This window comes from Citrobacter freundii complex sp. CFNIH4 (assembly GCF_002934505.1).
Lineage (GTDB): Bacteria > Pseudomonadota > Gammaproteobacteria > Enterobacterales > Enterobacteriaceae > Citrobacter > Citrobacter freundii.
This window is the reverse complement of the sequence record NZ_CP026231.1, coordinates 2,352,274-2,377,962: the sequence shown is the minus strand read 5'-3', so window position 1 is coordinate 2,377,962 and position 25,689 is coordinate 2,352,274. Positions and strand designations below refer to the sequence as shown.

The following is a 25,689-nucleotide window of genomic DNA, read 5'->3' as shown; positions in this document are numbered from 1 at the left end:
TTATGTTCAATGCTGACTTTCATCAGAGCGCTGGATCGCGAGATGAAAATGAATGTGTGAATAATATGTTTTATTTATAACAATAAATTAACTGAGAGGTTTTATCATGATTTCTGCGAGTGCCCTGAACTCAGAACTCATTAATAAAATCGCACAGGATTTTGCACAGGCCACCAGTCTGGCTGTTGTGGTTGTCAATATTCACGGTGATGAAATTTCTGAGCTTTTTAATTTCACTCCTTTTTGCCAGTTGATGCGCCAGCATCCTCAGCATAGTACGCGTTGTCGTATGAGCGACCGCTGTGGCGGGTTGGAAGCCTCTAAGTCCGATCAACCTTGCATTTATCGCTGCCATGCCGGGCTTACCGATTTCTCAATTCCGCTGGTCATCGCGGGACACCTGGTAGGGTTTGTGCTTTGTGGACAAGTACGCTTAAGTAACGATGTAGGTCTCGTTGATATTCTGAACGTCGATGACCGCTGGCAAGCCGATCCAGAGCTGGTCAACGAATTCCGTAATGTACCTGAGATGGACTATTCTCGAGTCATTGCCTCAGCGGATTTACTCAAGCTCATCGTCGAAAATTGCCTTAAGAAACAACTCAATTTTGTTGTTATCAAAGATAACCCGCAGCAGTCAGAGCCGGTACGCGCTAACCGCAGTACCAACCCCCATGACAGTAAAATGAAAAAAGCCCTGCGCTACATTGATGCACATTTATCAGACGAGTTGCGTCTGGAAGATGTTGCCTCTCATGTTTTCCTTAGCCCGTACTATTTCAGCAAATTGTTCAAAAAATATCAGGGTATCGGTTTTAACGCATGGGTAAACCAACAGAGAATGGCAAGTGCCAAAGAGTTGCTTTGCCACAGTGACTGGAGTATAGCCAGCATTGCACGTAATTTAGGCTTTTCGCAAACCAGCTATTTTTGCAAAGTGTTCCGTCAAACGTATCAGGTTACGCCGCAGGCATTTCGCCAGCAAATTAATGTCATTTCACGCGGAGAGTCCGCTTAAATAGCAATATTTTGCTATTGCCGATTTTTGATATATGGTGCTATGTCCGTCATTATAAAATGAAAAATAATGACAGCTGCCAATAAATTGTCATAGCGCAACAAAATAATGGTATTAGAGGGATAAACTGCACCAGTTTTTATTTTTGTGATGAGATACAGTGTCTGTGTGAATGACTTTCTTTATTCTTAGCTGATACTTTCATTCAAAAAGTGAACGTATGAATATGAGGGAAAAGGCCAGGAAATTGGCTGAATGAATTCGGAAAGATATTAAACTGAATTATTGTCATGAGGTCGTGAATTTACCTCATAACAGAGAGCTTAATTAACCAGGCTCTTGAACTGACAGGTTTGCCACATATGTGGTAGGGAAGGGGGTGAGAATCCCCCGCAGCCCCCGCTGCTGTGATGCTGACGACCCCGTATGGACCACTGATCGCAAGATTGGGAAGGACGGGTGAGGATGACGCTAAGCCAGAAGACCTGCCTGTCAGTGACTACCAACAACTTCGGTGGGAAGTGGGTGGTTCAGATGCATACAGTCGAGAGACTGGGTATCTCTACACCCCTACCACCCTGAACAGGATCAGGGTATGGCGGCCAATTTTCACGCATTTGTTCTTGCAGGTACCGGAAGCGGCTGTGGTAAAACCACGGTGACGCTGGGCTTGTTGAGCTTGTTGAAAAAACGCGGTTTGCGCGTCCAGCCTTGCAAAGTGGGTCCTGATTACCTTGATACCGGCTGGCATACAGCGGTATGCGGTACTGCTTCCCGCAATCTTGATAGCTTTATGCTTCCCGTCCCCACGCTGAACGCTCTATTCAATGAGCAGATGCAACATGCGGATATCGCTGTTATTGAAGGTGTGATGGGGCTGTATGACGGCTATGGTACCGACCCAAACTACTGCAGCACCGCCGCGATGGCTAAACAGTTAGGCTGTCCGGTCATCTTACTGGTTGATGGCAAAGCCGTTTCCACCTCAATCGCCGCAACGGTAATGGGTTTTCAGCATTTTGATCCCACCCTGAACATCGCTGGCGTTATTGTTAATCGGGTTAACAGCGAAACGCATTACCAGTTACTGAAAGTCGCAATCGAACGTTACTGCGATGTACCCGTCTTAGGTTACGTACCCCGTATGGATGGGGTTGCCCTTCCCGAACGACATTTGGGTTTAGTCACCGCACGTGAGTCGGTTATCAATCAGCAACCGTGGCAGGAGTTTGCTGCCACGCTGGAGCAAACCCTTGATATTGACGCACTGCTGACATTAAGCCAGTCAACCAATCTTCCTGCTGGCGAATGGCCCGCGCTGCCTGCCCCAGATGCTGGAGCAGGGCTAACGCTTGCAATTGCCGATGACGAAGCCTTCAACTTCTACTACCCGGACAACATTACGCTGCTGGAACGCACGGGGCTTAATATTGTTCGTTTTAGCCCGTTGCACGACACCTGCTTACCCGACTGTCAGATGATCTGGTTAGGCGGTGGATATCCTGAGCTACACGCTGCGGCGCTGGCTCGCAATGTCTCGATGCTGAAGCAATTGCGAGCGGCACATCAACGTGGCGTCGCGATTTACGCAGAGTGTGGGGGGCTGATGTATCTCGGCAGTTCGCTTGAGGACAGTAACGGCGATACCTGGCTGATGGCGGATATCATTCCCGGCCACAGCAAAATGGGAAAACGTCTGACCCGATTTGGCTACTGCGAAGCGCAGGCCGCACAGCAAACATTGTTAGCAGCAGAAGGCGAAGTGCTGCGCGGGCATGAATTCCACTATTCCGATTTTACCCCTGAAACGCCAGCGGTGATGAACTGTCGCAAAGTGCGCGATGGTAAAACGCTGCAAGCCTGGTCCGGCGGCTGGCAGGTTGGAAACACCTTTGCCAGCTATTTACACGTTCATTTTGCTCAACGTCCGCAGATGCTTAGCCACTGGCTGACAGCCGCGAGGAGCGCGCTATGACGATCCTTGCGTGGTGTGTTGCCTGGCTGCTTGATTTTATCATCGGTGATCCGCAGAACTGGCCGCATCCGGTGCGCTGGATTGGCAATCTGATTTCTGCCGTGCAGCGAATTATTCGGCGTTATTGTCATAGCGACCGAGCGCTGCGCATTGGTGGCGCGGTGATGTGGATTGTGGTGGTTGGTCTGACCTGGGCTGCGTCCTGGGGCGTGCTGGTACTGGCAAAATCTGTTCACCCCTGGTTGGGTTGGGTGGTAGAGGTATGGATGATCTTTACCGTGCTGGCCGGGCGATGCCTGGCGAATGCCGCACAGGATGTCGAACGTCCTCTACGGGCCGGTGACCTTGCTGCGAGTCGGGAAAAACTGTCGTGGATAGTGGGGCGTGATACCTCGCAACTGCAACCGCAACAGATCAATCGTGCGGTGGTGGAAACCGTGGCTGAAAACACCGTAGACGGCATTATCGCGCCGCTGTTTTTTCTCCTTCTCGGCGGTGCGCCCCTGGCGATGGCCTACAAAGCGGTAAACACCCTTGACTCCATGGTGGGCTACAAACATGAAAAATACCGCGCTATCGGTATGGTCAGCGCGCGTCTGGACGATGTCGCGAACTTTATTCCTGCAAGACTGAGCTGGCTGCTGCTGGGCGTGGCGGCATTTTTATGCCGTAAAGACGGCTCGCGAGCTTTACAGATTGGCTGGCGCGATCGCTACAACCACAGCAGCCCAAACTGCGCGTGGTCAGAGGCATCCGTAGCCGGGGCATTAGGCATTCGTCTGGGTGGTCCTAATGACTACTTTGGCGAGCGCGTTGAGAAACCGTGGATCGGTGATGCACAACGCGACATTTCGGTAGACGACATTTCCCATACGATTCGACTGATGTGGGTGGCATCGACGCTGGCACTGGCGCTGTTTATTGCGCTGCGGTGGCTGTGGGCCGGTGTAGCCTGAGGACAACATAATGCAATATATCCAGCAACCCCAGGCGATTGAAGCCAAAAGTTTCGACATTATTGGCGAGATCATCCGTGAAACCCGTCCGGACTATCAGTTTGCCAGTCCGTTACATGAAGCCATTATCAAGCGGGTCATTCACACGACGGCAGATTTCGACTGGCTGGACATTCTGTGGTTTTCCAGTGATGTGCTGGAGCAGTTTTGTGCGGCGCTTAGCCGTTCGAGCGTGATTTATACCGACACCACGATGGCGCTTTCCGGGATCAATAAAACGCTGCTGGCAAAATTCGGCGGTGAATGCCGCTGTTACATCAGTGACCCGAGGGTTGTGCGTACGGCAAAAGAGCAGGGTATTACCCGGTCCATGGCTGCTGTCGACATTGCGGTGAAGGAAGAGGGGGAAAAGCTGTTTGTCTTTGGCAACGCGCCGACAGCGCTGTTTCGCCTGCTTGAGCATGATGTCGCTGTCAGCGGTGTGGTTGGCGTACCGGTCGGGTTCGTTGGTGCAGAAGAGTCGAAAGATGCCTTGACCCAAAGCAAGTTGCCCGCCATTGCCGCGTTAGGCCGTAAAGGGGGGAGTAATGTCGCTGCCGCTATCGTCAACGCCATGCTTTATCACATGCAGGGGGCGCGATGAGCGAGGCCTTCGATACGCCGGTGTGGCACAACGGTAAAGCGCTGCGTAAAGGATATACCACGGGATCGTGCGCCACGGCGGCGGCAAAAGTGGCAGCGTTGATGGTATTGCGCCAACACCTCATCCATCAGGTTTCCATCGTCACGCCTTCCGGGGTGACGTTGTGCCTGAATGTTGAGTCGCCACATATCGAAGGGCAGCAGGCGATAGCCGCCATCCGCAAAGACGGTGGTGATGATGTGGACGCCACACATGGGATGCTGATTTTTGCGCGCGTGACGTTAGACGATAGTGGCGTGATTGCCTTACAGGGCGGTGAAGGGGTTGGTACGGTAACCCGCAAAGGGATTGGCCTACCGGTCGGTAGTTCGGCGATTAACCGTACACCTCGCCAGACCATTGAATCTGCCGTCCGCGAAGCGATTGGCCCAAATCGTGGGGCGCAGATTGAAATCTTCGCGCCAGAAGGTGAAGAACGGGCGCAAAAAACCTACAACTCCCGCCTTGGCATTCTGGGCGGCATTTCGATTATCGGTACCACGGGTATTGTCACGCCGATGTCGGAAGAGAGCTGGAAACGTTCTCTGTCGCTGGAGCTGGAAATTAAGCGGGCGGCTGGGCTGGAGCGTGTCGTACTGGTGCCGGGAAACCACGGCGAGCGTTTTGTGCGCGAGCAGATGGGTATCGACACCCAGGTTGTGGTCACCATGAGCAACTTTGTCGGCTACATGATTGAAGAAGCCGTACGTCTTGGATTCCGGCAAATTGTGCTGGTGGGACATCCCGGTAAGCTCGTCAAAATCGCGGCGGGGATCTTCCATACCCATAGCCATATTGCCGATGCCCGCATGGAAACGCTGGTGGCCCACCTCGCATTACTTGGCGCACCGCTGGAGCTGCTGACGCTGGTCAGCGAGTGCGATACCACCGAAGCGGCGATGGAACATATCGAGGCATACGGTTTCCAGCACATTTATGACCATCTGGCTCAGCGCATTTGTATGCGTGTTCTGCAAACATTGCGCTTTACCAAAAATCCGCCGACCTGCGATGCCATCATGTTTTCCTTTGATAATCAGGTTCTTGGCAGTAATCGTCCGGTCGCAGAAATTGCTGAGGAGATGCAATGTTAACCGTTGTAGGGATGGGCCCCGCCGGTTTGCATTTGATGACGCCTGCGGCACGTGAAGCGGTCGCGGCGGCGGATGTTCTGGTCGGTGGAAAGCGGCATTTGCAGCAATTCACGGATTTTGCCGGTGAACAGTTTGCTCTTGGCGCCAATATCCCGGAACTCCTGAGCTGGATTAGCGCGCACCAGGAGAAGCATGTTGTGGTACTGGCATCTGGCGATCCGCTGTTTTACGGCATCGGGACGCGCATGGTGGCGCATTTTGGTATTGAGAATGTGCGGATTATTCCCGGCATTAGTGCGGTGCAGTACCTGTGTGCGCAGTCCGGTATTGATATGAACGATATGTGGCTGACCAGTAGCCATGGCCGCAGCGTCTGTTTTGATGAGCTGGCGCGACATAACAAGGTAGCGATGGTGACTGATGCGCTGTGTGGCCCGCGTGAAATCGCGCAGCAGCTCATTGCCCGAGGCAAGGGGCATCGCTGGATGGTGATTGGCGAAAACCTGGCGATGGAAAACGAAAAGATCCATTTCCTGCCTGTGCGTGAAGTTAACGCCGACTATGACATGAATGCAGTGGTGATCCTCGATGAAAGATGAGCTGTTTCTGCGTGGAGAGAAAGTGCCGATGACCAAAGAAGCGGTACGCGCACTTGCCCTCTCAAAACTTGAATTACACCGCGCCAGTCACCTGATTGATATAGGCGCCGGAACCGGCAGCGTGTCGATAGAGGCGGCGTTGCAATATCCCGGATTACGTGTAACGGCCATCGAACGTAACCCGGCGGCGCTCAGGTTGTTGGATGAAAACCGCCAGCATTTTGCCTGCGCAAATATCGATATTTTTCCCGGCGTTGCTCCCATGACCATCGCGGAAAAAGCCGATGCCATTTTTATGGGCGGCAGCGGTGGTCATCTGACCGACCTGATTGACTGGTCGATGCGTCAATTGCATCCCGCAGGGCGTTTGGTGATGACATTTATCCTCCAGGAAAACCTCAACACCGCGCTAACACATCTGGACCATCTTGGCGTACAGGGAGTGGATTGCCTGCAGCTACAGGTTTCCTCGCTTACCGCGCTTGGCAGTGGTCACTATTTTAAACCGAATAACCCCGTATTTGTTATCGCCTGTCAGAAGGAAGGAAACCATGTCTGAGATTTTTGATCCCCGTAGCGTGTGGTTTGTTGGCGCAGGTCCTGGCGATCGCGAGCTGATTACCCTCAAAGGTTACCGGTTGCTGCAACAGGCGCAGGTTGTTATCTACGCCGGATCGCTGATTAACACCGAACTGCTGGAGTATTGCCCTGCTGGTGCTGAATGTCACGACAGTGCCGAACTGCATCTGGAGCAGATCCTTGATCTGATGGAAGCCGGAGTGAAAGCGGGTAAGACCGTTGTGCGTCTGCAAACCGGCGATGTCTCGTTGTATGGTTCCGTGCGCGAGCAGGGCGAGGAGCTGACCAAACGCGGGATTGACTGGCAGGTGGTGCCCGGCGTCAGCGCGTTCCTCGGCGCGGCGGCGGAGCTGGGTGTTGAGTATACCGTGCCCGAAGTGTCACAGAGCCTGATCATTACGCGCCTGGAAGGCCGCACCCCGGTACCAGAGCGTGAACAGCTGGAGTCTTTTGCCAGCCACCAGACATCAATGGCGATATATCTTTCCGTCCAGCGTATTCATCGGGTGGCTGAGCGTCTGATTGAAGGCGGCTATCCGGCGACCACGCCCGTAGCGGTGATCTATAAAGCGACCTGGCCGGAAAGCCAGACCGTGCGCGGGACCCTGGCGGATATTGGCGACAAGGTTCGCGATGCTGGCATCCGTAAAACGGCCCTTATTCTGGTCGGTAATTTCCTGGGCTCGGAGTATCACTACTCCAAACTCTATGCGGCGGACTTTAGCCATGAATACCGTAAAGCCTGAGTCAATTGCGCTTTTTTGCCTGACTCCTGGCGGCGTTGTGCTGGCGAAACGTCTGGCAGCTATGCTGCCGGTTACCTGTTTTACCAGTGAAAAGCTGCTGGAGGAGGGGTTTATTCCCTTCGAAAACGGCTTTGCGAATACCGCTCGCGAAGCGTTTACGAATTATTCGGCGCTGATTTTTATCGGGGCGACCGGCATTGCGGTGCGCGTACTGGCCCCGCTGGTCAACGACAAGTTTTGCGATCCGGCGGTGGTGGTCATTGATGAACGTGCCCAGCATGTCATCAGCCTGCTCTCCGGTCATGCGGGCGGTGCTAATGCGTTGGCTCGTTATCTGGCGGGCATGTTGGGTGCCGACCCGGTTATCACCACCGCGACGGATGTGAACGATATGGCGGCACTGGATACGCTGGCATTTCAACTGAATGCCCGAATGAGTGATTTCCGTTCGGCGGTGAAGATCGTCAATCAGATGTTGGTCAGCAATAAGCGGGTTGGGCTGTGGTGGGATGACGAACTGACGCAGGATGTCAGCCATTGCGACCGGCGCGGATTTATTACGGTCACCGATCTCAACCAACTCCCTGAACTGGATGCTTTGGTGTGCATCACCTTACGCACCAATTTACCTGAGCTGCCTGTTCCGCACTGGAAGCTGGTGCCGCAGCGGGTTGTGGCCGGAATTGGTTGTCGCCGTGATACGCCGTTCCCGCTGCTGGCTGCGCTGCTTGCCCGCCAACTCGAAGCCCAACAGCTCGATCCGCTGGCGCTAAAAGCGATTGGCAGCATCACGCTGAAAAAAGATGAACAGGGACTTATCCAACTGGCTTCATGCTGCCGCGTTCCTTTCGAAACCTTTACTGCTGACGCGCTGCGTGAGCATGAGCACCGTTTTCCGGCCTCATCGTTTGTTCGCAAAACGGTGGGTACAGGAAGCGTTTCTGGTCCTGCAGCCTGGCTGTTGAGCCACGGACAACTGTTAGGCGAGACCCTGCGAGAACAGGGCGTCACTATCACTTTGGGAGTTTCACACTGATGTTAAGCGTAATTGGAATTGGCCCTGGCTCGCAGGCAATGATGACCATGGAAGCCGTTGAAGCACTGCAGGCAGCGGAAATCATCGTGGGCTATAAAACCTACACCCATCTGGTAAAAGCGTTCACTGGCGACAAGCAGGTGATCAAAACCGGGATGTGCAAAGAGATTGAACGCTGTCAGGCGGCGATCGAACTGGCGCAGGCGGGGCACAACGTGGCGCTGATCAGCAGCGGTGACGCGGGGATTTACGGTATGGCCGGGCTGGTGCTCGAACTGGTCAGCAAGCAAAAGCTGGACGTTGAGGTCAGGCTAATCCCAGGGATGACCGCCAGCATTGCCGCCGCCTCTTTGCTGGGTGCGCCGTTGATGCACGATTTCTGCCACATCAGCTTAAGCGATCTGTTAACGCCGTGGCCGGTTATCGAAAAACGCATCGTTGCCGCCGGTGAGGCCGATTTTGTTATCTGTTTCTACAACCCACGCAGTCGGGGTCGCGAAGGACATCTGGCGCGCGCATTTGAGCTGTTATCTGCCAGCAAGAGCGCACAAACGCCGGTTGGTATTGTGAAGTCAGCCGGACGTAAAAAGCAGGAAAAATGGCTGACCACGCTGGGTGAAATGGACTTTGAGCCGGTTGATATGACCAGTCTTGTGATCGTGGGCAATAAAACAACCTATGTTCAGGACGGCCTGATGATCACGCCACGAGGTTATGTGCTGTGAATTATGGTGATGTGCTGGTCATGGGCGGCACCAGCGACGCGCGCATGCTGTGCCAGCAACTGGATGCAGCAAACGTGGCCTACACCCTGTCCGTTGCGACCCCGACGGGAAAGCAGCTGGCGGGAGACATCAAAGGCCAGGTGCGCTGCGGGCGTCTGGAACGCGAGCAAATGATTGCCTGGCTGCAGGAAAATCAGACGCGCTGGGTGATCGATGCCTCGCATCCGTACGCCGAGGTGGTGAGTCGCAACATTATGAATGCCTGCGAAGCGGCGGGCGTACTGCTGAGCCGCTACCAGCGCCCTGAGCAGTTGAGCGGATTAACTCACCCGCAGCTTTATACCGTACAAAGTATTCCGCAAGCCTGTGAGGTGGCGCGACGCTTCGGCGATCGCGTGCTGCTGACGACCGGTAGTAAAGATCTGGCCACCTGGCGCGAAGGGTTGCCTGAAAAAACGCTGCTGGCGCGTGTTCTGCCTGTTCCTGAGGTCATTCAGCAATGCGCGGATCTGGGATTTGGCGTCGGTGAAATCTTCGCACTGTGTGGGCCGTTTAGCGCCGAGTTCAACGCCGCGTTTTATCGCCAGTGTCAGGCTGATGTGGTGATCACTAAGGCTTCAGGCGCTGAAGGTGGTTATCAGGAAAAAGTTCAACCCTGTCTGGATGCCGGTATCCCCTGCATCGTGATTGCACGTCCGGCACCGTTGGTGACGGGAGACGAGTTACTGGAAAGTCAGGCCGCCTTTGCGGCGCGTTTAACGCGCTGGCTGGCCGCGGCTTAAGGAGTTAGAGATGAAAAAGGCGCTTCTGGTGGTCAGCTTTGGCACCAGCTATCACGACACCTGTGAAAAAAATATTGTGGCCTGTGAGCGCGATCTCGCAGCCAGTTGCCCTGATCGCGACCTGTTCCGGGCGTTTACCTCCGGGATGATTATCCGCAAGCTCAAGCAGCGTGACGGCATTGAAATCGACACACCGCTGCAGGCGCTGCAAAAACTGGCGGAGCAGGGGTATCAGGATGTGGCTATTCAGTCGCTGCACATTATCAATGGCGACGAATACGAAAAAATTGTCCGCGAAGTGCAAAGTATGCGTCCGCTGTTTTCACGCCTGACGTTGGGTGTACCGCTACTGAGCAGCCATGAAGATTACGCCCAGCTGATGCTGGCGCTGCAACAGCAAATGCCGACGCTTAGAGAAAATGAAAAAGTGGTGTTTATGGGACACGGCGCCAGCCATCATGCCTTTGCCGCCTATGCCTGTCTCGACCATATGATGACGACGCAGCGCTTTCCGGCGCGGGTTGGGGCGGTGGAAAGCTATCCGGAAGTAGATGTGCTGATTGAAAGTTTATCTCAGGAAGGGGTGACGGCGGTGCATCTGATGCCGCTGATGTTAGTTGCTGGTGACCATGCCATCAATGATATGGCCTCTGACGAAGATGATTCGTGGAAAACATTGTTCAATGCGGCCGGGATAAAGGCTACGCCATGGCTCAGTGGACTGGGTGAGAATCCGGCGGTTCGCGCCATGTTCGTGGCACATTTACAGCAGGCGCTTAATGTGGCGCTGGAGGAAGCAGCATGAGCGGGAAACTGTACGCATTAAGCACCGGACCTGGCGCTTCCGATCTGATCACCGTACGTGCTGCACGTACGCTGGGCATGCTGGATATTCTCTATGCGCCTGCCGGGCGTAAAGGCGGCGATAGCCTGGCGCTGTCGATTGTACGGGAGTATATCGGCGAGCAGACCGAGGTCCGCTGCTGCCATTTTCCCATGAGTGCCGACAGCGCGGAAAAAGAGGCCGTCTGGGATGAGGTTGCAACCGCGCTGGTTCAGGAAGTCGAAGCTGGAAAAAAAGTAGGTTTTATTACGCTCGGCGACGCCATGCTGTTCAGTACCTGGGTCTTTTTACTGCAGCGCATTGGTTCGCCTGACTGGTTAGAAATCGTCCCGGGCGTGACTTCTTTCGCTGCGATTGCCGCGCGTTCGAAAACCCCGCTCGCCATGGAGCAACAATCGCTGGCAGTGGTCTCCTGTACCGCGCCGGAAGCTGAAATTCAGCAGGCGTTAAAGCAGCATGACAGTCTGGTGTTGATGAAAGTGTACGGTCGTTTTGCGCGTATCAAAGCGCTGCTGCAACAAGAAGGTTTGTTGGGCTGCGCATTAATGATGTCTGAAGCCACGCTGCCAGGTGAACAGTGCTGGCGTCATCTCGATGAGGTGAGCGACGATCAGCCGCTGCCTTATTTCTCGACCATTCTGGTCAACAAACAGTGGGAGTATGCACAATGAAGCTTGAACAACAGCTAAAACAGCTGTCTTTCAGCGGGTTGGCTGCGGCGCTATTACTGATGATTGTTCCTGAGCAAGCGTTCGCCATGCACATTATGGAAGGCTTCTTGCCGCCGATGTGGGCGCTGGCATGGTGGCTGCTGTTTTTACCCTGCCTGTGGTACGGTCTGGTGCGCTTGCGCCAAATCGTGCAGGAAGATAACCACCAGAAAGTTTTACTGGCACTGTGCGGCGCCTTTATTTTTGTGCTGTCGGCGCTGAAAATTCCTTCCGTTACCGGAAGTTGTTCACACCCTACCGGCGTAGGCCTGGCAGTTATCCTGTTTGGACCTGGCGTAGTGGCCATCCTCGGGGCGATCGTTCTGCTGTTCCAGGCACTGCTGCTGGCACACGGTGGTTTAACGACGCTTGGCGCGAACGGCATGTCGATGGCGGTAATTGGCCCGGTAGTGGGTTACATGGTGTGGAAAATGGCCTGCCGTGCAGGGCTGCGTCGTGATGTTTGCGTCTTCTTGTGCGCGATGCTGGCGGATCTCGTCACCTATTTCGTGACGTCGGTACAGCTGGGCGTGGCGTTCCCGGATCCCTCTGCTGGCGCTACCGGTTCAATCATTAAGTTCATGGGGATTTTCTGTCTGACGCAGATCCCAATCGCGATTGCGGAAGGGTTACTCACCGTGCTGATTTACGATCAGCTAACCAAACGCCAGTTAATAACCGCACAAGGACATTAACGATGAAAAAGACGCTGATTATATTGGGCATGGTAGTGGCGCTGGTGATCCTGCCGTTCTTTATCAACCACGGTGGAGAGTACGGCGGTTCAGACGGTGAGGCGGAGAGTCAGATTCAGGCTATTGCCCCGCATTATGAACCCTGGTTCCAGCCGCTGTATGAACCGGCAAGCGGTGAAATTGAAAGTCTGCTGTTTACACTTCAGGGATCGCTGGGCGCAGCCGTGATTTTCTATATTCTGGGTTATACCAAGGGCAGGCAACGCCGTGATGACCGGGCTTGACAGGCTTAGCTATCAAAGCCGTTGGGTTCATGTCTCGCCAGTGCGGAAATTTCTGCTCTGGCTGGTGATGATGATTCTGGCGTTTACTCTGCCCCCGTTGGGGCAGGGTATTGAGCTGTTATTGATTGCCGCGCTGAGCTGCTGGCTGCTGCGTATTTCCTTCTGGCGCTGGTGCCGTTGGATGGCATTACCGTTTGGTTTTCTGGCGGTTGGCGTAGTGACCATCCTGTTTAGCATCAGCCGCGATCCACAGACGCTGTTGGCCAGCATACCTGTGGGAAGTTACTGGTTGGGGATCAGCGCACCAGGTCTGGTGACAGCGAATGAAACATTCTGGCGCAGCCTTGCAGCGCTGGCGGCAACCTTCTGGCTGGTACTGAATCTGCCGTTTCCGCAATTAATTATCCTACTCAAACGCGCGCACGTTCCTCGCCTGCTAACTGAGCAGATCCTGCTGACCTGGCGGTTTATTTTTATTCTGTTAGACGAGGCGCTGGCTATTCACCGCGCACAAACGCTGCGTTTTGGTTATCGTAGCTTGCCGTTGGGCTACCGCTCTCTGGCAATGCTGGTGGGATTGCTGTTCACTCGCGTGTTGATCCGCTACCAGCAAATGACCACCACACTGGATATCAAACTTTATCAGGGTGATTTTCACCTGTAAGGAAAAGTATGCTTGCCACCTCAGCGCTTTGGTTTCGCTATCAGGATGACCCGATCCTCAAAGGGCTAACGCTGGATTTTTCTACGCATGCCGTCACCGGGTTGGTAGGCGCTAATGGTTGCGGGAAATCCACGCTGTTTATGAACCTGAGTGGCTTATTGCGCCCACAGCAAGGCGCGGTGATGTGGCAGGGCAAACCGCTGGATTACAGTAAACGCGGCCTGCTGGCGCTGCGTCAACAGGTGGCAACGGTATTTCAGGACCCCGATCAGCAAATTTTTTATACCGATATCGACAGCGATATCGCCTTTAGCCTGCGCAATCTCGGGGTGGATGAGGCTGAAATCGCCCGACGCGTGGAAGATGCGCTTACGCTGGTCGACGCCCAGCATTTTCGCCATCAGCCCATTCAGTGTTTAAGCCATGGGCAAAAAAAACGCGTAGCGATAGCCGGGGCGTTGGTGTTGCAGGCGCAGTATCTGCTGCTGGATGAACCTACTGCGGGCCTCGACCCGTCAGGCCGCACGCAGATGATTGAGATTATCAAACGCATCGTAGCGCAAGGAAACCATGTCGTAATTTCAAGCCATGATATCGATCTTATCTATGAAGTCAGCGATGCGGTGTACGTTTTACGCCGGGGCGAAGTACTCACGCACGGCACGCCAGGTGACGTTTTCGCCCGTACGGATCTTATTGAACAAGCGGGATTAACTCAGCCCTGGCTGGTGAAGCTGCATACCGAGTTGGGCTTCCCGCTGTGTAAAACAGAGGCTGAATTTTTTAGCTGTATGCGAGAGAACGCACTGAAGGAGGCGTCATGACGCAGGCAATAATGTTGCAGGGAACGGCATCTGATGTGGGTAAAAGCGTATTGGTCGCCGGGCTGTGTCGTATTTTTTATCAGGATGGACTGCATACCGCACCGTTCAAATCGCAGAACATGGCGCTGAACTCTGGCATTACGCCAGAGGGAAAAGAAATGGGCCGCGCGCAAATTTTTCAGGCTGAAGCCGCAGGTATTACGCCAGATGTGCGTATGAACCCGGTTCTGCTTAAACCGACCAGCGATCGCAAAGCGCAGGTAGTGCTGATGGGCAAAGTAGCGACGGATATGGACGCGGTGAGTTACCACGAGTACAAACCACGTCTGCGGGAACAGATCCTGTCAGTTTATAACAGCCTGGCGCAGGAGTTCGATGTGCTGGTGCTGGAAGGTGCGGGGAGCCCGGCAGAGATTAACCTGCGCGATCGCGATATCGTCAATATGGGCATGGCAGAAATGGCGCAGTGCCCTGTCGTTTTGGTGGCGGATATCGATCGTGGTGGGGTATTCGCCTCCATTTACGGCACGCTGGCGCTGTTGCACGATCACGAACGCGCACGCGTAAAAGGGGTGATCATCAATAAGTTTCGCGGTGATGTGACGCTGCTGCACTCCGGTATCGAGCAAATTGAAGCGCTGACCGGTGTTCCGGTGCTGGGCGTGATGCCATGGCTGGATGTTGATCTGGAAGATGAAGATGGCGTTGCGCTGCAAAAGGGCAAGTATTTGCGCACTGATAAACGCGACATCGACATCGCCGTTGTGCAAATACCGCACATTTCTAACTTTACGGATTTCAATGCGCTTGCTGCGCAGCCGGATGTGCGTGTGCGCTATGTTCGCCAGCCTGAAGAGCTGGCGGGGGCCGATCTGGTGATTTTGCCCGGCAGCAAAAATACCCTTGGCGATCTGGTGTGGCTGCGTGAAAGCGGGATGGCGCATGGCGTCGTGCAATTGCATCGTAATAACGTACCGGTGGTGGGGATTTGCGGCGGTTATCAAATGCTCGGCGATACCATCATTGATGAAGTGGAGTCAGGACTCGGTACGCTGCCGGGGCTGGGCTTGCTCAATACCGTAACCCATTTTGCCCAGCACAAAACCACGACCCTGGTTGAGGGGCAAATGTCCTCATCGCTGCCTGACTGGCTGGCGGGCACGGCGGGGCTATCCGTTCGCGGTTATGAAATTCATATGGGCGAAACAGCATTAACCGATGAATGTCAGTCGGTGATGACGTTGCACAAAGACGGCGGCAACGTGGTTGACGGCGCGGTCACTGCGGATGGTCTGGCGTTCGGCACCTATCTTCACGGTCTTTTCGACAGCGATGATTTCACCCGTGCGTTGGTCAATGGCCTGCGAGAACGTAAAGGGTTAGCTCCGCTGGATTCCACCTTCCATTACGCGCAATATAAATCGCAGCAGTTTGATCTGCTGGCGGATGCGATGCGGCAACACATCGATATTGAGAAAATTTATACCATCATGCAGCAACACCGGGAGCCAGTATGATGATTCTGGTTACTGGCGGCGCGCGAAGCGGTAAGAGTCGGCATGCGGAAGCGCTGATCGCTGATTCCCCAAACGTTTTGTATATTGCGACTTCGCAGATTTTTGATGAGGAGATGGCTGCGCGAATTCAGCATCATCGCGATGGACGTCCTGCGCACTGGCGTACAGCCGAACGTTGGCAACATCTTGATGAACTGATCACGGCAGCGAACGATCCTCAGGAAGCCATTCTGCTTGAATGCATCACTACGATGGTGACCAACCTGCTGTTTGCTCTGGGCGGTGACAGCGATCCGGATAGCTGGGATTACGCGGCGATGGAGCAGTCTATCGAAGGTGAAATCCGTTCGCTGATTGCAGCCTGTCAGCGCTGCCCGGCAAAGATCGTGTTGGTCACTAACGAAGTGGGAATGGGGATTGTGCCGGAGAACCGTCTGGCGCGGCATTTTCGTGATATTGCAGGACGCGTGAACCAGCGACTGGCGGCGGCGGCTGATGAGGTCTGGCTGGTGGTATCAGGAATTGGAGTCAAAATTAAATGAGTAAGTTGTTCTGGGCAATGCTCTCTTTTATCAGTCGCTTGCCCGTTCCTGCTCGCTGGTCGCAAGGACTGGATTTCGAGCACTATTCCCGCGGTATTGTGATGTTCCCCCTGATTGGCGTCGTGTTGGGAGGGTTGACGGGGCTGATCTTCATGGCGCTCCAGACCTGGTGCGGTATACCGTTGGCCGCCCTTTTTGCGGTGCTGACGCTGGCGTTATTGACCGGGGGATTTCATCTGGATGGTCTGGCGGATACCTGTGACGGCATTTTTTCGGCGCGTCGACGCGAGCGGATGCTGGAAATCATGCGCGACAGTCGTCTGGGAACCCACGGTGGACTGGCGTTAATTTTCGTTTTACTGGCGAAGGTGCTGGTGGTGAGCGAACTGGCTTTGCGTGGCACGCCGATGCTGGCTGCGCTGGCGGCGGCATGTGTCGCCGGGCGAGGAACGGCGGTGTTGCTGATGTATCGGCATCGCTATGCCCGCGAAGAAGGGCTGGGCAACGTTTTTATTGGTAAAGTCACCGGGCGTCAAACCTGCGTTACGTTGGGATTGGCGGCGATCCTTGCCGCCGTGCTGCTTCCCGGCATGCGCGGCGTGGCAGCGCTGGTTGTCACAATGGTGGCGATTTTTATTCTTGGGCAGTTATTAAAACGCACGTTGGGTGGGCAAACCGGCGATACGCTGGGCGCTGCCATTGAACTTGGCGAGTTGATTTTCTTGCTGGCTCTGCTCTGAGTCAGCCCACATACTGGAACCCTTATGCAGACTTTAACCTCTTTACACCGCGCGATCCCATTACCTGACAGTGCCGCGATGCTGCGCGCGCAGCAGCATATCGACGGTTTGCTTAAGCCGCCGGGAAGCTTGGGGCGACTCGAATCTCTCGCCGTGCAATTGGCCGGGATGCCTGGCCTGAAGGGTGTGCCGCATGTGAATGGCAAAGCGATGCTGGTGATGTGCGCCGATCACGGCGTGTGGGATGAAGGGGTTGCCGTTTCACCTAAAGTTGTCACGGCTATACAGGCTGCCAATATGACGCGTGGAACGACCGGCGTCTGCGTCCTCGCCGCTCAGGCGGGGGCGAAGGTCCATGTGATAGATGTGGGGATTGATGCTGAACCTATTCCCGGCGTGGTGAATATGCGTGTGGCACGCGGCTGCGGCAATATAGCCGAAGGCCCGGCAATGAGCCGTTCGCAGGCCGAGGAGCTGTTGCTGGAAGTCATTCGCTATACCCATGAACTGGCCAAAGACGGTGTGACGCTGTTTGGTGTCGGTGAGCTTGGTATGGCAAATACTACACCTGCGGCGGCCATTGTTAGCGTGCTTACCGGCAGTGATGCTGAGGAAGTCGTGGGTATTGGCGCTAACCTTCCTCTTTCTCGGGTGGGGAATAAGGTAGACGTTGTGCGTCGGGCAATTGCCGTCAATCAGCCGGATCGCCATGACGGTGTCGATGTGCTGGCTAAAGTTGGTGGGTTCGATCTTGTCGGCATGGCAGGGGTAATGTTGGGGGCGGCCTCCTGCGGCCTGCCGGTCGTGCTGGATGGTTTTCTTTCTTATTCTGCTGCGCTGGCGGCCTGCCAGATTGCACCACAAATTAAACCCTACCTAATCCCGTCACATTTCTCCGCTGAGAAGGGCGCCCGTACCGCGCTGGCGCATCTTGAATTGGATCCGTATCTGAATATGGGGATGCGTTTGGGCGAAGGCAGTGGGGCCGCGTTGGCGATGCCAATTGTTGAGGCTGCTTGTGCGATGTACAACAATATGGGGCAGTTAGCCGCCAGTAACATCGTGCTTCCGGATGGTAAGGAAGCGTAGTTACCGCTCAACCTGAACCTCGCCTGTTGGCGAGGTTTTTTTATGCGCAAATATGTCGTAACCCACTAAAACAGATAATAAAAGCTATAATTAACGGATATCTGCTGCGACGAAGGAAAGGAAAAAGATGCGTCGTGTAAAACTGCTTTGTTCACTCATTATGCTGCTTGCGAGTCAGGGCGCGCAGGCGGTGAGTTATCCACTGCCGCCAGAGGGCAGTCGCCTGGTGGGTAGCCCTTTGACTATTACGGTTCCACCAGGTAATACCAAGCCGCTGGAGGCATTTGCCGCTCAGTACGGGCAGGGGTTGAGCAATATGCTTGAAGCCAATCCGGGCGTCGATGTTTTTCTGCCTAAATCGGGTTCAACGCTGGTCGTGCCGCAGCAACTGATATTACCGGATACCGTACGCGAGGGGATTGTCATCAACGTCGCCGAGATGCGGCTTTACTATTATCCTGCTGGCAGCAATACGGTTGAGGTTTTACCCATTGGCATTGGTCAGGCGGGTAGAGAAACGCCGCGCAACTGGGTGACGGCGGTAGAGCGTAAGCAGGAAGCACCAAGCTGGACACCGACGCCAAATACCCGACGCGAATACGCCGCTCGCGGGGAAAGCTTGCCAGCATTTGTTCCTGCCGGGCCAGAAAATCCGATGGGCCTGTATGCAATTTATATCGGCAGGCTTTATGCCATTCACGGGACAAATGCCAATTTCGGTATTGGTCTGCGGGTAAGCCAGGGGTGTATCCGTTTGCGGAATGACGACATCAAGTACCTGTTTGATACGGTGCCTGTAGGGACCCGTGTACAATTAATTGACCGACCGGTGAAATACAGCGAAGAGCCGGACGGTAGTCGTTGGGTGGAAGTGCATGAGCCGCTGTCGCGAAATCGTTCGGAATACGAGTCTGACAGAAAGGTACCTTTGCCAGTCACTCCCGCTCTGCGTACCTTTATCAGCGGGAATGACGTGGATGTGAGCCGTGGGAACCAGGCACTGGAAAGACGTTCCGGTATGCCGGTGAACATCAGCCTGGTACAGAAACATTATTAATTTTCAGGGCGACCCTGGTGACCTTCAGGTCGGATGGGTCGCTTTTTTTATTTGATACTGCCCCATTTTTACCACGCCAATATGGTCTGCCATTAGTTGAGCTTCGTGTTCGCTGTGGGTAACAAGCAGTGCCGTTTGTCCGGCAGCGCGCAAAATATCCCGTACCTCGTTGCCAAGACGTTCACGCGTGCGCTTATCAAGGCTGGAAAAGGGTTCATCCAGTAACAGGATTTCCGGATGTGGTGCCAACGCGCGCGCAAGGGCGATACGCTGTTGTTGCCCGCCTGAAAGCTCATGCGGATAGCGGTTGGCATGGCTGTGTAACTCCACCATTTTCAACAGCTCAGTCACTCTGGCCTGTTGTTCCTCACGCGGCATGCGACGCAATCCAAAGGCCACATTTTGCTGCGCGGTCAGATGGGGGAATAACGCATATTCCTGGAAGACCATGCCGACATGACGTTTTTCCGGTGGCAGATGAATGCCGGGACCGGCAACACGGCGCTGTGACACATAGATCTCTCCGTTTTGCAGGCGTTCAAATCCGGCAACTGCGCGTAGCACCGTGGTTTTTCCGCAGCCTGAAGCGCCCAGCAGACAGGCGATTTCACCTTTATGTACGGACATTGAAAATCCGCTCAGTACCGATTGCTGGCTGTTGCCATAAGTAATGTGTACATCCTGGAGTCGTAATGCAATTTCTGACATTGTTGCTCTCTTAACCACGGCGAGTCATTTGGTGACGCACCAACAAAATAACCGGTAGCGTGCCAGCTAAAACAATCATTAGCGCGGCGATAGCACCTTCTTCATAGGTTCCACGGGCGGCTTCCGCATACAACAATGTTGCCAGCGTTTCGAAATTGACCGGGCGCAAAAGCAACGTTGTTGGCAGTTCTTTCATGGCATCGGCAAAAACCAGCAGGGCACTGCTGACTAACGCTGGGCGCAGCAGGGGAAAATGGACCCGTGCAAACGTCCCCGTACCATTCTCACCCAACAGACGAGACGCCTGTTCCAGCGAGGGGGGGATACGGCCCAGACCAGAATCCAGTGCGCCAATGGCAATCGCCTGGAATCGCATGGCACAACAAATTACCAGCAGGATCCCGGCGGACATCAGCGGCAGACCACGAACATCCAGTAAATCGGCCAGCCAGCGGTCGACCGCCATGGCTGGTGTCAAAAAACCAATTGCCAGAATCGTGCCGGGGACTGCATAGCCTAAAGAAGCCAGACGCATCACGCCGCGACGAAATCCTGGCATGGCGTTGTCTGCGGCGCTATGACGCGCGCTCCAGGCCACTAACATACTGACGCAAACCACCACCAGCGTGGTTCCCGCCGCCAGCGATAGCGTATTTTGTAATGCTGACAGTAACGAAGAGGAAAGCGGATTCTCATCACCTATGCGTTTGGCGCTTTCCCACATTAAAAACAGAACCGGAGCCAGAAAACCCAGCAGGACAGGCAGTGAAATAACGCCACCGAGCAGCCAGCCACGCCAGCCCTGCACGCGCGTAGGTTGAATTTCCCGTAGGCTGCGACTGCTGAATCCTTGTTTTCTGCGACCATAAAATTCCAGCGTCAGAATAAGGAATATAAACATCAGCATCATGCAGGCAATTTGTGCCGCGGCAGATAAATCAGAACGCGAGATCCATGTGGTGTACACGGTAACGGTTAACGTCTGTACCCCGAGAAACTCCGATGCGCCAATATCGTTGAGCGTTTCCAGCAGTGCAAGGCTGATCCCAACGGCCAGTGCCGGACGGGCCATGGGCAATGCAACACGAAAGAAGGTTCCGGTTGCGCTGCATCCCAGCGTGCGTGCGGCTTCCAGTAAATGGGCCGGTTGGCTAATAAACATGGCACGGGTTGTCAGATACACGTATGGGTAAAGCACCAATCCGAGTAGGATGATTGCGCCGGAAAGTGAGCGTAAATCTGGCAGACGGAACTGTCTTGGGCTGTCAAAACCCAGTAAAAAACGGATAAAGGTTTGCAGGGGGCCAATCGGATGCAGCAGATCAAGCCACGCAAAGGCCACAATGTAGGTCGGCATCGCCAGCGGCAACAGTAACGCCCAGCTAAGTATTTTACGTCCGGGGAAATCCCATGCCGTTACCGCCCATGCGCTGCCTACGCCAATCACGCCGACCATCACCGCGACACCGGCTAATAACAGCACGGTATTTTTTAGTGCTGCAGGTAGTACATACGTCAGGAGATTATCCCAGTGAGATAAATCGGCCTGGGTAGCCTGCCAAATCAGCGCTATGATCGGTGTCAGAACGCCAAGTGCTACGCACAGTGCGCCAAGATGTAGCGGCGTTAATAATGACTGCGGCCCGGAAACCAGGCCGCGTAACGTCGGAAACTGCAGAGGTTTATTGATCGAATCCAACTTTATCTACCAGCAGACTAGCTTGTTTACGATATTTAACGATTTCGGTTAATGGTGTTTTATCGACGTCGATTTCGCCAATAGTTGCGTTGATAACCGGGTCAAGCGTCACGCCTTTCAGTACCGGGTATTCGAAGTTCGCTTTCGCATATTGCTGCTGGGCAGGTGCTGAAACCAGATATTCCATCAGCTTAACGGCATCGGCTTTATTTGGCGCATAGCGGGCTACAGCTGCACCACTGATGTTGACGTGTGTACCGCCATTTTCAAAGGTAGGTTTAACGACTTTAATCGCATCGCCCCATTGACGCGCATCGCTGCCTTCTTTGGCATTTTTCATATGGCCGACGTAATAGGAGTTGGCGAGACCAATATCGCAAATGCCGCCGAGGATATCGCGAGCAACATCGCGATCGCCACCAGTAGCTTTACGCGCCAGGTTAGCTTTCACACCGCGCAGCCATTCTTCGGTCTTTGCTTCGCCGTGATGAGCAATCATTGCGGCGATCAGCGCCGTGTTATACGGGTGCTGTCCGGAACGAATACAGACTTTACCTTTGTACTCAGGGCTGGCGAGTTGTTCGTAATGCCAGTTATCGATTGGCAGTGACTTCTCGGCATACAGCACGCGGGCACGCATCGACAGCGCAAACCACTGATTATCTGCACCGCGCAGATTAGCCGGAATAGCGGTTTTCAGTGCTTCTGACTCTACTGGCTGAGTTACACCCGCTTCCACTAAATCAATGAGATTACCGGCATCGACGGTCATCAGCAGGTCGGCAGGTGAATTTTTACCTTCAGCTTTAACGCGCTCAAGCATACCGTCCTTGATATAGACCGTACTGACTTTGATGCCGCTGGTTTTGGTCCAGCTATCAAGCAAAGGCTGGATCAGACCCGGTTCACGGGTTGTATAGAGCGTTAACGTTTCCTGAGCGAAAGCCGGTAGGCTAACTGAGAAGACCAGGGAAGAGGCAAGAGTGATACGGCGCAGTCCGGCGCGAGGCAGAGAATTCATCGTTTATATCCCAGAGTAATTGGAACGTACAGTGAACCGAGCGGGGGCTCGTTCCTTTGGCTCGCGTACAATAAATGATAATCACTAGCACTTACAATAATTGCAAAGTTTAAACGATTTACATTTACATAACTTTAATCAACGTTGTGATGCGGCATGTAACGGGGGTGCAGAGCAGGCAGGGTGCTTATCAGAGGGGATTTTATAGCGACCGAAAAAGCAAAAAGCCTGCTTAGTTTCCTAAGCAGGCTTCTTAAATATGGCTCCTCTGACTGGACTCGAACCAGTGACATACGGATTAACAGTCCGCCGTTCTACCGACTGAACTACAGAGGAATCGTGTGAACGAGGCGCATATTACTGACCTCACCATGAGGTGTCAACAGTAAAATTAGCGCGTCATTTCAATTGCTTAATTAATCTTCAAATTCAGCGTTAATGCACATTTGGTGAGCGATAATGACCATCTTAGCGGGTATCGCGTAACCGCTCCATGGGGTTCTGGCGGTAAAACTGAATAAAACGCTGCCATAAGGCCGGAAAACGTGGCGCAAATAATTCAGGAGCACTGAAGAAATACTCCGAAAGAACGGCAAAGCATTCGGCCGGGTCGGTTGCTGCGTAAGCATCTATACTGCACGCGGTTTCACCGACCAGATCAATTTCATCCTGAATGTTATTCATTGCGGCATACAGGTCGTGCTCCCAACCGGCAATATCTCGCAGAGGGATCGCCGGAATACCGCTGGCGCGGTCGCCATTACGCATATCAAGCTTATGTGCCACTTCATGGATGATCAGATTAAAGCCGGAGGCATCAAAAGAATCCTGAATGTCGAGCCAGTTAAGGATTATCGGACCTTGCTGCCAGCTCTGCCCGGACTGTACAACCCGTTGATTATGCACCAGCCCAATATCGTCTTCCCATTCATCGTCAACGACAAACGGGGCAGGGTAGATGAGAACTTCATGAAACCCGTCGAGCCACTCGACCCCTAATTCCAGGACAGGCAAACAGAAAAGCAGCGCAATGTGCGCACTTTTCAGTGGGTCAAGTTCAAACCCCTGAAGCGCTACCAATCTTTTTTGCTGTAAAAAGCGCTCGGCCAGGGCGATAAGTCTGGCTTGTTCTTGCTCGGTGAGATTCACCAGAAGAGGAATAGCCAGGGCGTCGTCCCACGGCCAGTCGTCACTCCGGGTTGTTTCTTGCTCTTTCCAGGGCCACTTAATCATCGTTTTGCTCGCAAACTCGTCACTTGAACGAAATTGACGGAACGGGGTCTGTTAAAATGCCAAATTACCTGGCATCATGGCAACCGCCAAAACGGAGAGATGCCAGAGCGGCTGAATGGACCGGTCTCGAAAACCGGAGTAGGGGCAACTCTACCGGGGGTTCAAATCCCCCTCTCTCCGCCACTATTCAAACACTTAGCTCAATTCCTTTCAACGACTCATGTCACACTTGGTATAGTGTCGGTATATTCGCTTAGTATAAAGCTCGCCATCATCATGTTCTGATTTGCCCAATACTGGAAGATCCAGTGTGGGGGAAATTTTCACTTTTCTGTCGTAAACCGCAACCTGGCGTTCAGTTTTGTGATCTGAGAATAGTTGTTTGTCCTTTCTCGTTTCTATCAAGTTTTTTTCCTGCGGCTCAAAGTTAAACCAGGGGCAGGGTAGCTAAAGTTATTTTGGCTTTTATGCTAGAAGAAGATAGCCCCAGAAACCAGGCCGTTAGAGAAATTAGCAACAAGCCTCAAGAATAAATCTGACAGTTATCTTTGAGCGATGAGCGGGCGCACAAGACGGTGACAAGATTGCAATATTTGTTGGGGTTATGCCCACGCCTTGTTTTGGATAAACTCACTTAACCCTTTGTGATATGATAATTATCGTAGATTGTCACATGGGGCCAGATTTTGAATTCATACATTTTCCTTGCCGGGGCCATTGTAGCTGAAGTAATAGGTACAACCCTGATGAAGTTCTCTGATGGGTTTACACGTCTATGGCCATCTGTCGCAACCATTGTGTGCTACTGCACTGCTTTTTATCTTCTCGCTCAGACGCTGTCGACGATTCCAACGGGTATTGCGTACGCAATTTGGTCTGGTGCTGGAATCGTATTAATCAGCCTTTTGGGCTGGTTGGTAAGTGGGCAAAAGCTGGATTTCCCGGCGATCGCAGGCATGTTCCTGATTTGCGCTGGGGTTCTGGTTATCAATATTTTTTCAAAATCTTCCCCGCATTAATTCTAAAAGAATGTCGGATATCTGGCGCTGTTAGCAGAGCTTATCCCTGTGCGGTGAAAAAGCCCGCTTGGTATGAAGCGGGCTTGCGTATTTTTGTCGTAATTAGAACTGATAGACTAAACCGGTAATGACTCCAACTTATTGATAGTGTTTTATGTTCAGATAATGCCCGATGACTTTGTCATGCAGCTCCACCGATTTTGAGAACGACAGCGACTTCCGTCCCAGCCGTGCCAGGTGCTGCCTCAGATTCAGGTTATGCCGCTCAATTCGCTGCGTATATCGCTTGCTGATTACGTGCAGCTTTCCCTTCAGGCGGGATTCATACAGCGGCCAGCCATCCGTCATCCATATCACCACGTCAAAGGGTGACAGCAGGCTCATAAGACGCCCCAGCGTCGCCATAGTGCGTTCACCGAATACGTGCGCAACAACCGTCTTCCGGAGCCTGTCATACGCGTAAAACAGCCAGCGCTGGCGCGATTTAGCCCCGACGTATCCCCACTGTTCGTCCATTTCCGCGCAGACGATGACGTCACTGCCCGGCTGTATGCGCGAGGTTACCGACTGCGGCCTGAGTTTTTTAAATGGCGGAAAATCGTGTTGAGGCCAACGCCCATAATGCGGGCGGTTGCCCGGCATCCAACGCCATTCATGGCCATATCAATGATTTTCTGGTGCGTACCGGGTTGAGAAGCGGTGTAAGTGAACTGCAGTTGCCATGTTTTACGGCAGTGAGAGCAGAGATAGCGCTGATGTCCGGCGGTGCTTTTGCCGTTACGCACCACCCCGTCAGTAGCTGAACAGGAGGGACAGCTGATAGAAACAGAAGCCACTGGAGCACCTCAAAA

Annotated in this window: 28 protein-coding genes, 2 tRNA genes, 1 pseudogene and 1 riboswitch; of the genes and pseudogenes, 24 read left to right on the top strand and 7 right to left on the bottom strand. The window is 53.6% G+C overall.

The annotated features are described in order from the left end of the window. Positions 1-106 precede the first annotated feature (106 nt). From pocR to ldtA, 22 genes are all read left to right on the top strand, one after another. On the top strand, positions 107-1,018 hold the full coding sequence (gene pocR / locus C2U41_RS12365) for a transcriptional regulator PocR (protein WP_003030260.1): 912 nt from the start codon (positions 107-109) through the stop codon (positions 1,016-1,018). Between the two features lie 332 nt (positions 1,019-1,350). Continuing rightward, positions 1,351-1,525: riboswitch (cobalamin riboswitch) on the top strand. An 88-nt stretch (positions 1,526-1,613) separates the two neighbouring features. After that, positions 1,614-2,993 carry a cobyrinate a,c-diamide synthase gene (locus C2U41_RS12360; RefSeq protein ID WP_048217359.1) on the top strand — a complete coding sequence of 460 codons (1,380 nt, stop codon included), beginning with the start codon at positions 1,614-1,616 and terminating at the stop codon, positions 2,991-2,993. Continuing rightward, positions 2,990-3,949, top strand: coding sequence for an adenosylcobinamide-phosphate synthase CbiB (cbiB, locus tag C2U41_RS12355; RefSeq protein ID WP_003839024.1), 960 nt, complete (start codon positions 2,990-2,992; stop codon positions 3,947-3,949). The genes C2U41_RS12360 and cbiB overlap by 4 nt, the downstream gene beginning before the upstream one ends. Positions 3,950-3,959: 10 nt before the next feature. Further along, positions 3,960-4,592, top strand: a complete 633-nt coding sequence (locus tag C2U41_RS12350; protein ID WP_003030267.1) for a cobalt-precorrin-8 methylmutase — start codon at positions 3,960-3,962, stop codon at positions 4,590-4,592. Beyond that, the gene (gene cbiD, locus C2U41_RS12345) at positions 4,589-5,725 is read left to right on the top strand and encodes a cobalt-precorrin-5B (C(1))-methyltransferase CbiD (RefSeq protein WP_032943892.1); all 1,137 of its coding nucleotides are present in this window, start codon (positions 4,589-4,591) and stop codon (positions 5,723-5,725) included. The genes C2U41_RS12350 and cbiD overlap by 4 nt, the downstream gene beginning before the upstream one ends. Then, the gene (locus C2U41_RS12340) at positions 5,719-6,324 is read left to right on the top strand and encodes a cobalt-precorrin-7 (C(5))-methyltransferase (protein ID WP_016150568.1); all 606 of its coding nucleotides are present in this window, start codon (positions 5,719-5,721) and stop codon (positions 6,322-6,324) included. The genes cbiD and C2U41_RS12340 overlap by 7 nt, the downstream gene beginning before the upstream one ends. Continuing rightward, positions 6,314-6,883 (top strand): decarboxylating cobalt-precorrin-6B (C(15))-methyltransferase, encoded by a 570-nt coding sequence (locus C2U41_RS12335; protein WP_003030273.1) that lies wholly within the window; start codon positions 6,314-6,316, stop codon positions 6,881-6,883. The genes C2U41_RS12340 and C2U41_RS12335 overlap by 11 nt, the downstream gene beginning before the upstream one ends. Next, entirely contained in the window at positions 6,876-7,649 is a 774-nt protein-coding gene (locus C2U41_RS12330; RefSeq protein WP_003030275.1) for a cobalt-precorrin-4 methyltransferase, read from the top strand. The genes C2U41_RS12335 and C2U41_RS12330 overlap by 8 nt, the downstream gene beginning before the upstream one ends. Beyond that, on the top strand, positions 7,630-8,685 hold the full coding sequence (gene cbiG, locus C2U41_RS12325) for a cobalt-precorrin 5A hydrolase (protein WP_003030276.1): 1,056 nt from the start codon (positions 7,630-7,632) through the stop codon (positions 8,683-8,685). Before C2U41_RS12330 ends, cbiG begins: the two co-directional genes overlap by 20 nt. Then, complete coding sequence (locus tag C2U41_RS12320) at positions 8,685-9,410, top strand: precorrin-3B C(17)-methyltransferase (RefSeq protein WP_003030278.1); 726 nt, start codon at positions 8,685-8,687, stop codon at positions 9,408-9,410. Before cbiG ends, C2U41_RS12320 begins: the two co-directional genes overlap by 1 nt. Beyond that, complete coding sequence (locus tag C2U41_RS12315; protein ID WP_103848416.1) at positions 9,407-10,192, top strand: cobalt-precorrin-6A reductase; 786 nt, start codon at positions 9,407-9,409, stop codon at positions 10,190-10,192. The genes C2U41_RS12320 and C2U41_RS12315 overlap by 4 nt, the downstream gene beginning before the upstream one ends. 10 nt (positions 10,193-10,202) lie before the next feature. Then, entirely contained in the window at positions 10,203-10,997 is a 795-nt protein-coding gene (cbiK, locus tag C2U41_RS12310; protein WP_103848417.1) for a sirohydrochlorin cobaltochelatase, read from the top strand. After that, the gene (locus C2U41_RS12305; RefSeq protein ID WP_003839034.1) at positions 10,994-11,707 is read left to right on the top strand and encodes a cobalt-factor II C(20)-methyltransferase; all 714 of its coding nucleotides are present in this window, start codon (positions 10,994-10,996) and stop codon (positions 11,705-11,707) included. The genes cbiK and C2U41_RS12305 overlap by 4 nt, the downstream gene beginning before the upstream one ends. Further along, positions 11,704-12,441, top strand: a complete 738-nt coding sequence (gene cbiM / locus C2U41_RS12300) for a cobalt ECF transporter S component CbiM (RefSeq protein WP_003834098.1) — start codon at positions 11,704-11,706, stop codon at positions 12,439-12,441. The genes C2U41_RS12305 and cbiM overlap by 4 nt, the downstream gene beginning before the upstream one ends. A 2-nt stretch (positions 12,442-12,443) precedes the next feature. Further along, entirely contained in the window at positions 12,444-12,725 is a 282-nt protein-coding gene (locus C2U41_RS12295) for an energy-coupling factor ABC transporter substrate-binding protein (RefSeq protein WP_003030289.1), read from the top strand. After that, complete coding sequence (locus C2U41_RS12290) at positions 12,712-13,389, top strand: energy-coupling factor ABC transporter transmembrane protein (RefSeq protein WP_003030290.1); 678 nt, start codon at positions 12,712-12,714, stop codon at positions 13,387-13,389. The genes C2U41_RS12295 and C2U41_RS12290 overlap by 14 nt, the downstream gene beginning before the upstream one ends. An 8-nt stretch (positions 13,390-13,397) precedes the next feature. After that, complete coding sequence (locus tag C2U41_RS12285; protein WP_003839037.1) at positions 13,398-14,213, top strand: energy-coupling factor ABC transporter ATP-binding protein; 816 nt, start codon at positions 13,398-13,400, stop codon at positions 14,211-14,213. Beyond that, on the top strand, positions 14,210-15,730 hold the full coding sequence (locus C2U41_RS12280) for a cobyric acid synthase (RefSeq protein ID WP_003844229.1): 1,521 nt from the start codon (positions 14,210-14,212) through the stop codon (positions 15,728-15,730). Before C2U41_RS12285 ends, C2U41_RS12280 begins: the two co-directional genes overlap by 4 nt. Next, entirely contained in the window at positions 15,727-16,272 is a 546-nt protein-coding gene (gene cobU, locus C2U41_RS12275) for a bifunctional adenosylcobinamide kinase/adenosylcobinamide-phosphate guanylyltransferase (RefSeq protein WP_003030294.1), read from the top strand. Before C2U41_RS12280 ends, cobU begins: the two co-directional genes overlap by 4 nt. Beyond that, positions 16,269-17,012, top strand: coding sequence for an adenosylcobinamide-GDP ribazoletransferase (gene cobS, locus C2U41_RS12270; RefSeq protein WP_103848418.1), 744 nt, complete (start codon positions 16,269-16,271; stop codon positions 17,010-17,012). The genes cobU and cobS overlap by 4 nt, the downstream gene beginning before the upstream one ends. A gap of 24 nt (positions 17,013-17,036) precedes the next feature. After that, positions 17,037-18,101 (top strand): nicotinate-nucleotide--dimethylbenzimidazole phosphoribosyltransferase, encoded by a 1,065-nt coding sequence (cobT, locus tag C2U41_RS12265; protein ID WP_103848419.1) that lies wholly within the window; start codon positions 17,037-17,039, stop codon positions 18,099-18,101. A gap of 127 nt (positions 18,102-18,228) precedes the next feature. Then, on the top strand, positions 18,229-19,158 hold the full coding sequence (ldtA, locus tag C2U41_RS12260; RefSeq protein ID WP_003839047.1) for a L,D-transpeptidase: 930 nt from the start codon (positions 18,229-18,231) through the stop codon (positions 19,156-19,158). Positions 19,159-19,182: 24 nt separating this feature from the next. Here the strand turns inward: ldtA and C2U41_RS12255 are convergent, their stop codons facing one another. The 5 genes from C2U41_RS12255 to mtfA form a co-directional block, all read right to left on the bottom strand. Then, positions 19,183-19,866, bottom strand: coding sequence for an ABC transporter ATP-binding protein (locus tag C2U41_RS12255; protein ID WP_048217364.1), 684 nt, complete (start codon positions 19,864-19,866; stop codon positions 19,183-19,185). A gap of 10 nt (positions 19,867-19,876) precedes the next feature. Beyond that, positions 19,877-21,565 (bottom strand): ABC transporter permease, encoded by a 1,689-nt coding sequence (locus tag C2U41_RS12250; RefSeq protein ID WP_048217365.1) that lies wholly within the window; start codon positions 21,563-21,565, stop codon positions 19,877-19,879. Continuing rightward, on the bottom strand, positions 21,549-22,586 hold the full coding sequence (locus tag C2U41_RS12245; RefSeq protein ID WP_003030303.1) for an extracellular solute-binding protein: 1,038 nt from the start codon (positions 22,584-22,586) through the stop codon (positions 21,549-21,551). Before C2U41_RS12245 ends, C2U41_RS12250 begins: the two co-directional genes overlap by 17 nt. Before the next feature lie 260 nt (positions 22,587-22,846). Beyond that, positions 22,847-22,922 (bottom strand) — tRNA-Asn (locus tag C2U41_RS12240). Between the two features lie 132 nt (positions 22,923-23,054). Next, positions 23,055-23,819 carry a DgsA anti-repressor MtfA gene (gene mtfA, locus C2U41_RS12235; RefSeq protein ID WP_103848420.1) on the bottom strand — a complete coding sequence of 255 codons (765 nt, stop codon included), beginning with the start codon at positions 23,817-23,819 and terminating at the stop codon, positions 23,055-23,057. Between the two features lie 93 nt (positions 23,820-23,912). On the opposite strand from mtfA, the gene C2U41_RS12230 reads away from it, so the two are divergent. After that, positions 23,913-24,002: transfer RNA gene (locus C2U41_RS12230), tRNA-Ser, on the top strand. Between the two features lie 27 nt (positions 24,003-24,029). Here C2U41_RS12230 and C2U41_RS29720 read toward each other — a convergent pair. After that, a pseudogene (locus tag C2U41_RS29720) lies at positions 24,030-24,209 on the bottom strand (hypothetical protein); the annotation flags it as partial. A gap of 296 nt (positions 24,210-24,505) precedes the next feature. On the opposite strand from C2U41_RS29720, the gene C2U41_RS12220 reads away from it, so the two are divergent. Continuing rightward, complete coding sequence (locus tag C2U41_RS12220) at positions 24,506-24,838, top strand: EmrE family multidrug efflux SMR transporter (RefSeq protein WP_003839058.1); 333 nt, start codon at positions 24,506-24,508, stop codon at positions 24,836-24,838. 138 nt (positions 24,839-24,976) lie between these two features. On the opposite strand, the gene C2U41_RS12215 is transcribed toward C2U41_RS12220, so the two are convergent. Further along, positions 24,977-25,674, bottom strand: a protein-coding gene (locus C2U41_RS12215) for an IS1-like element IS1B family transposase (RefSeq protein WP_095033700.1) whose coding sequence is annotated in 2 segments (ribosomal slippage) — positions 24,977-25,425 and positions 25,425-25,674 — 699 coding nt in all. Because the reading frame shifts where the segments join, the coding sequence is not laid out codon by codon here. Positions 25,675-25,689: the final 15 nt, after the last annotated feature.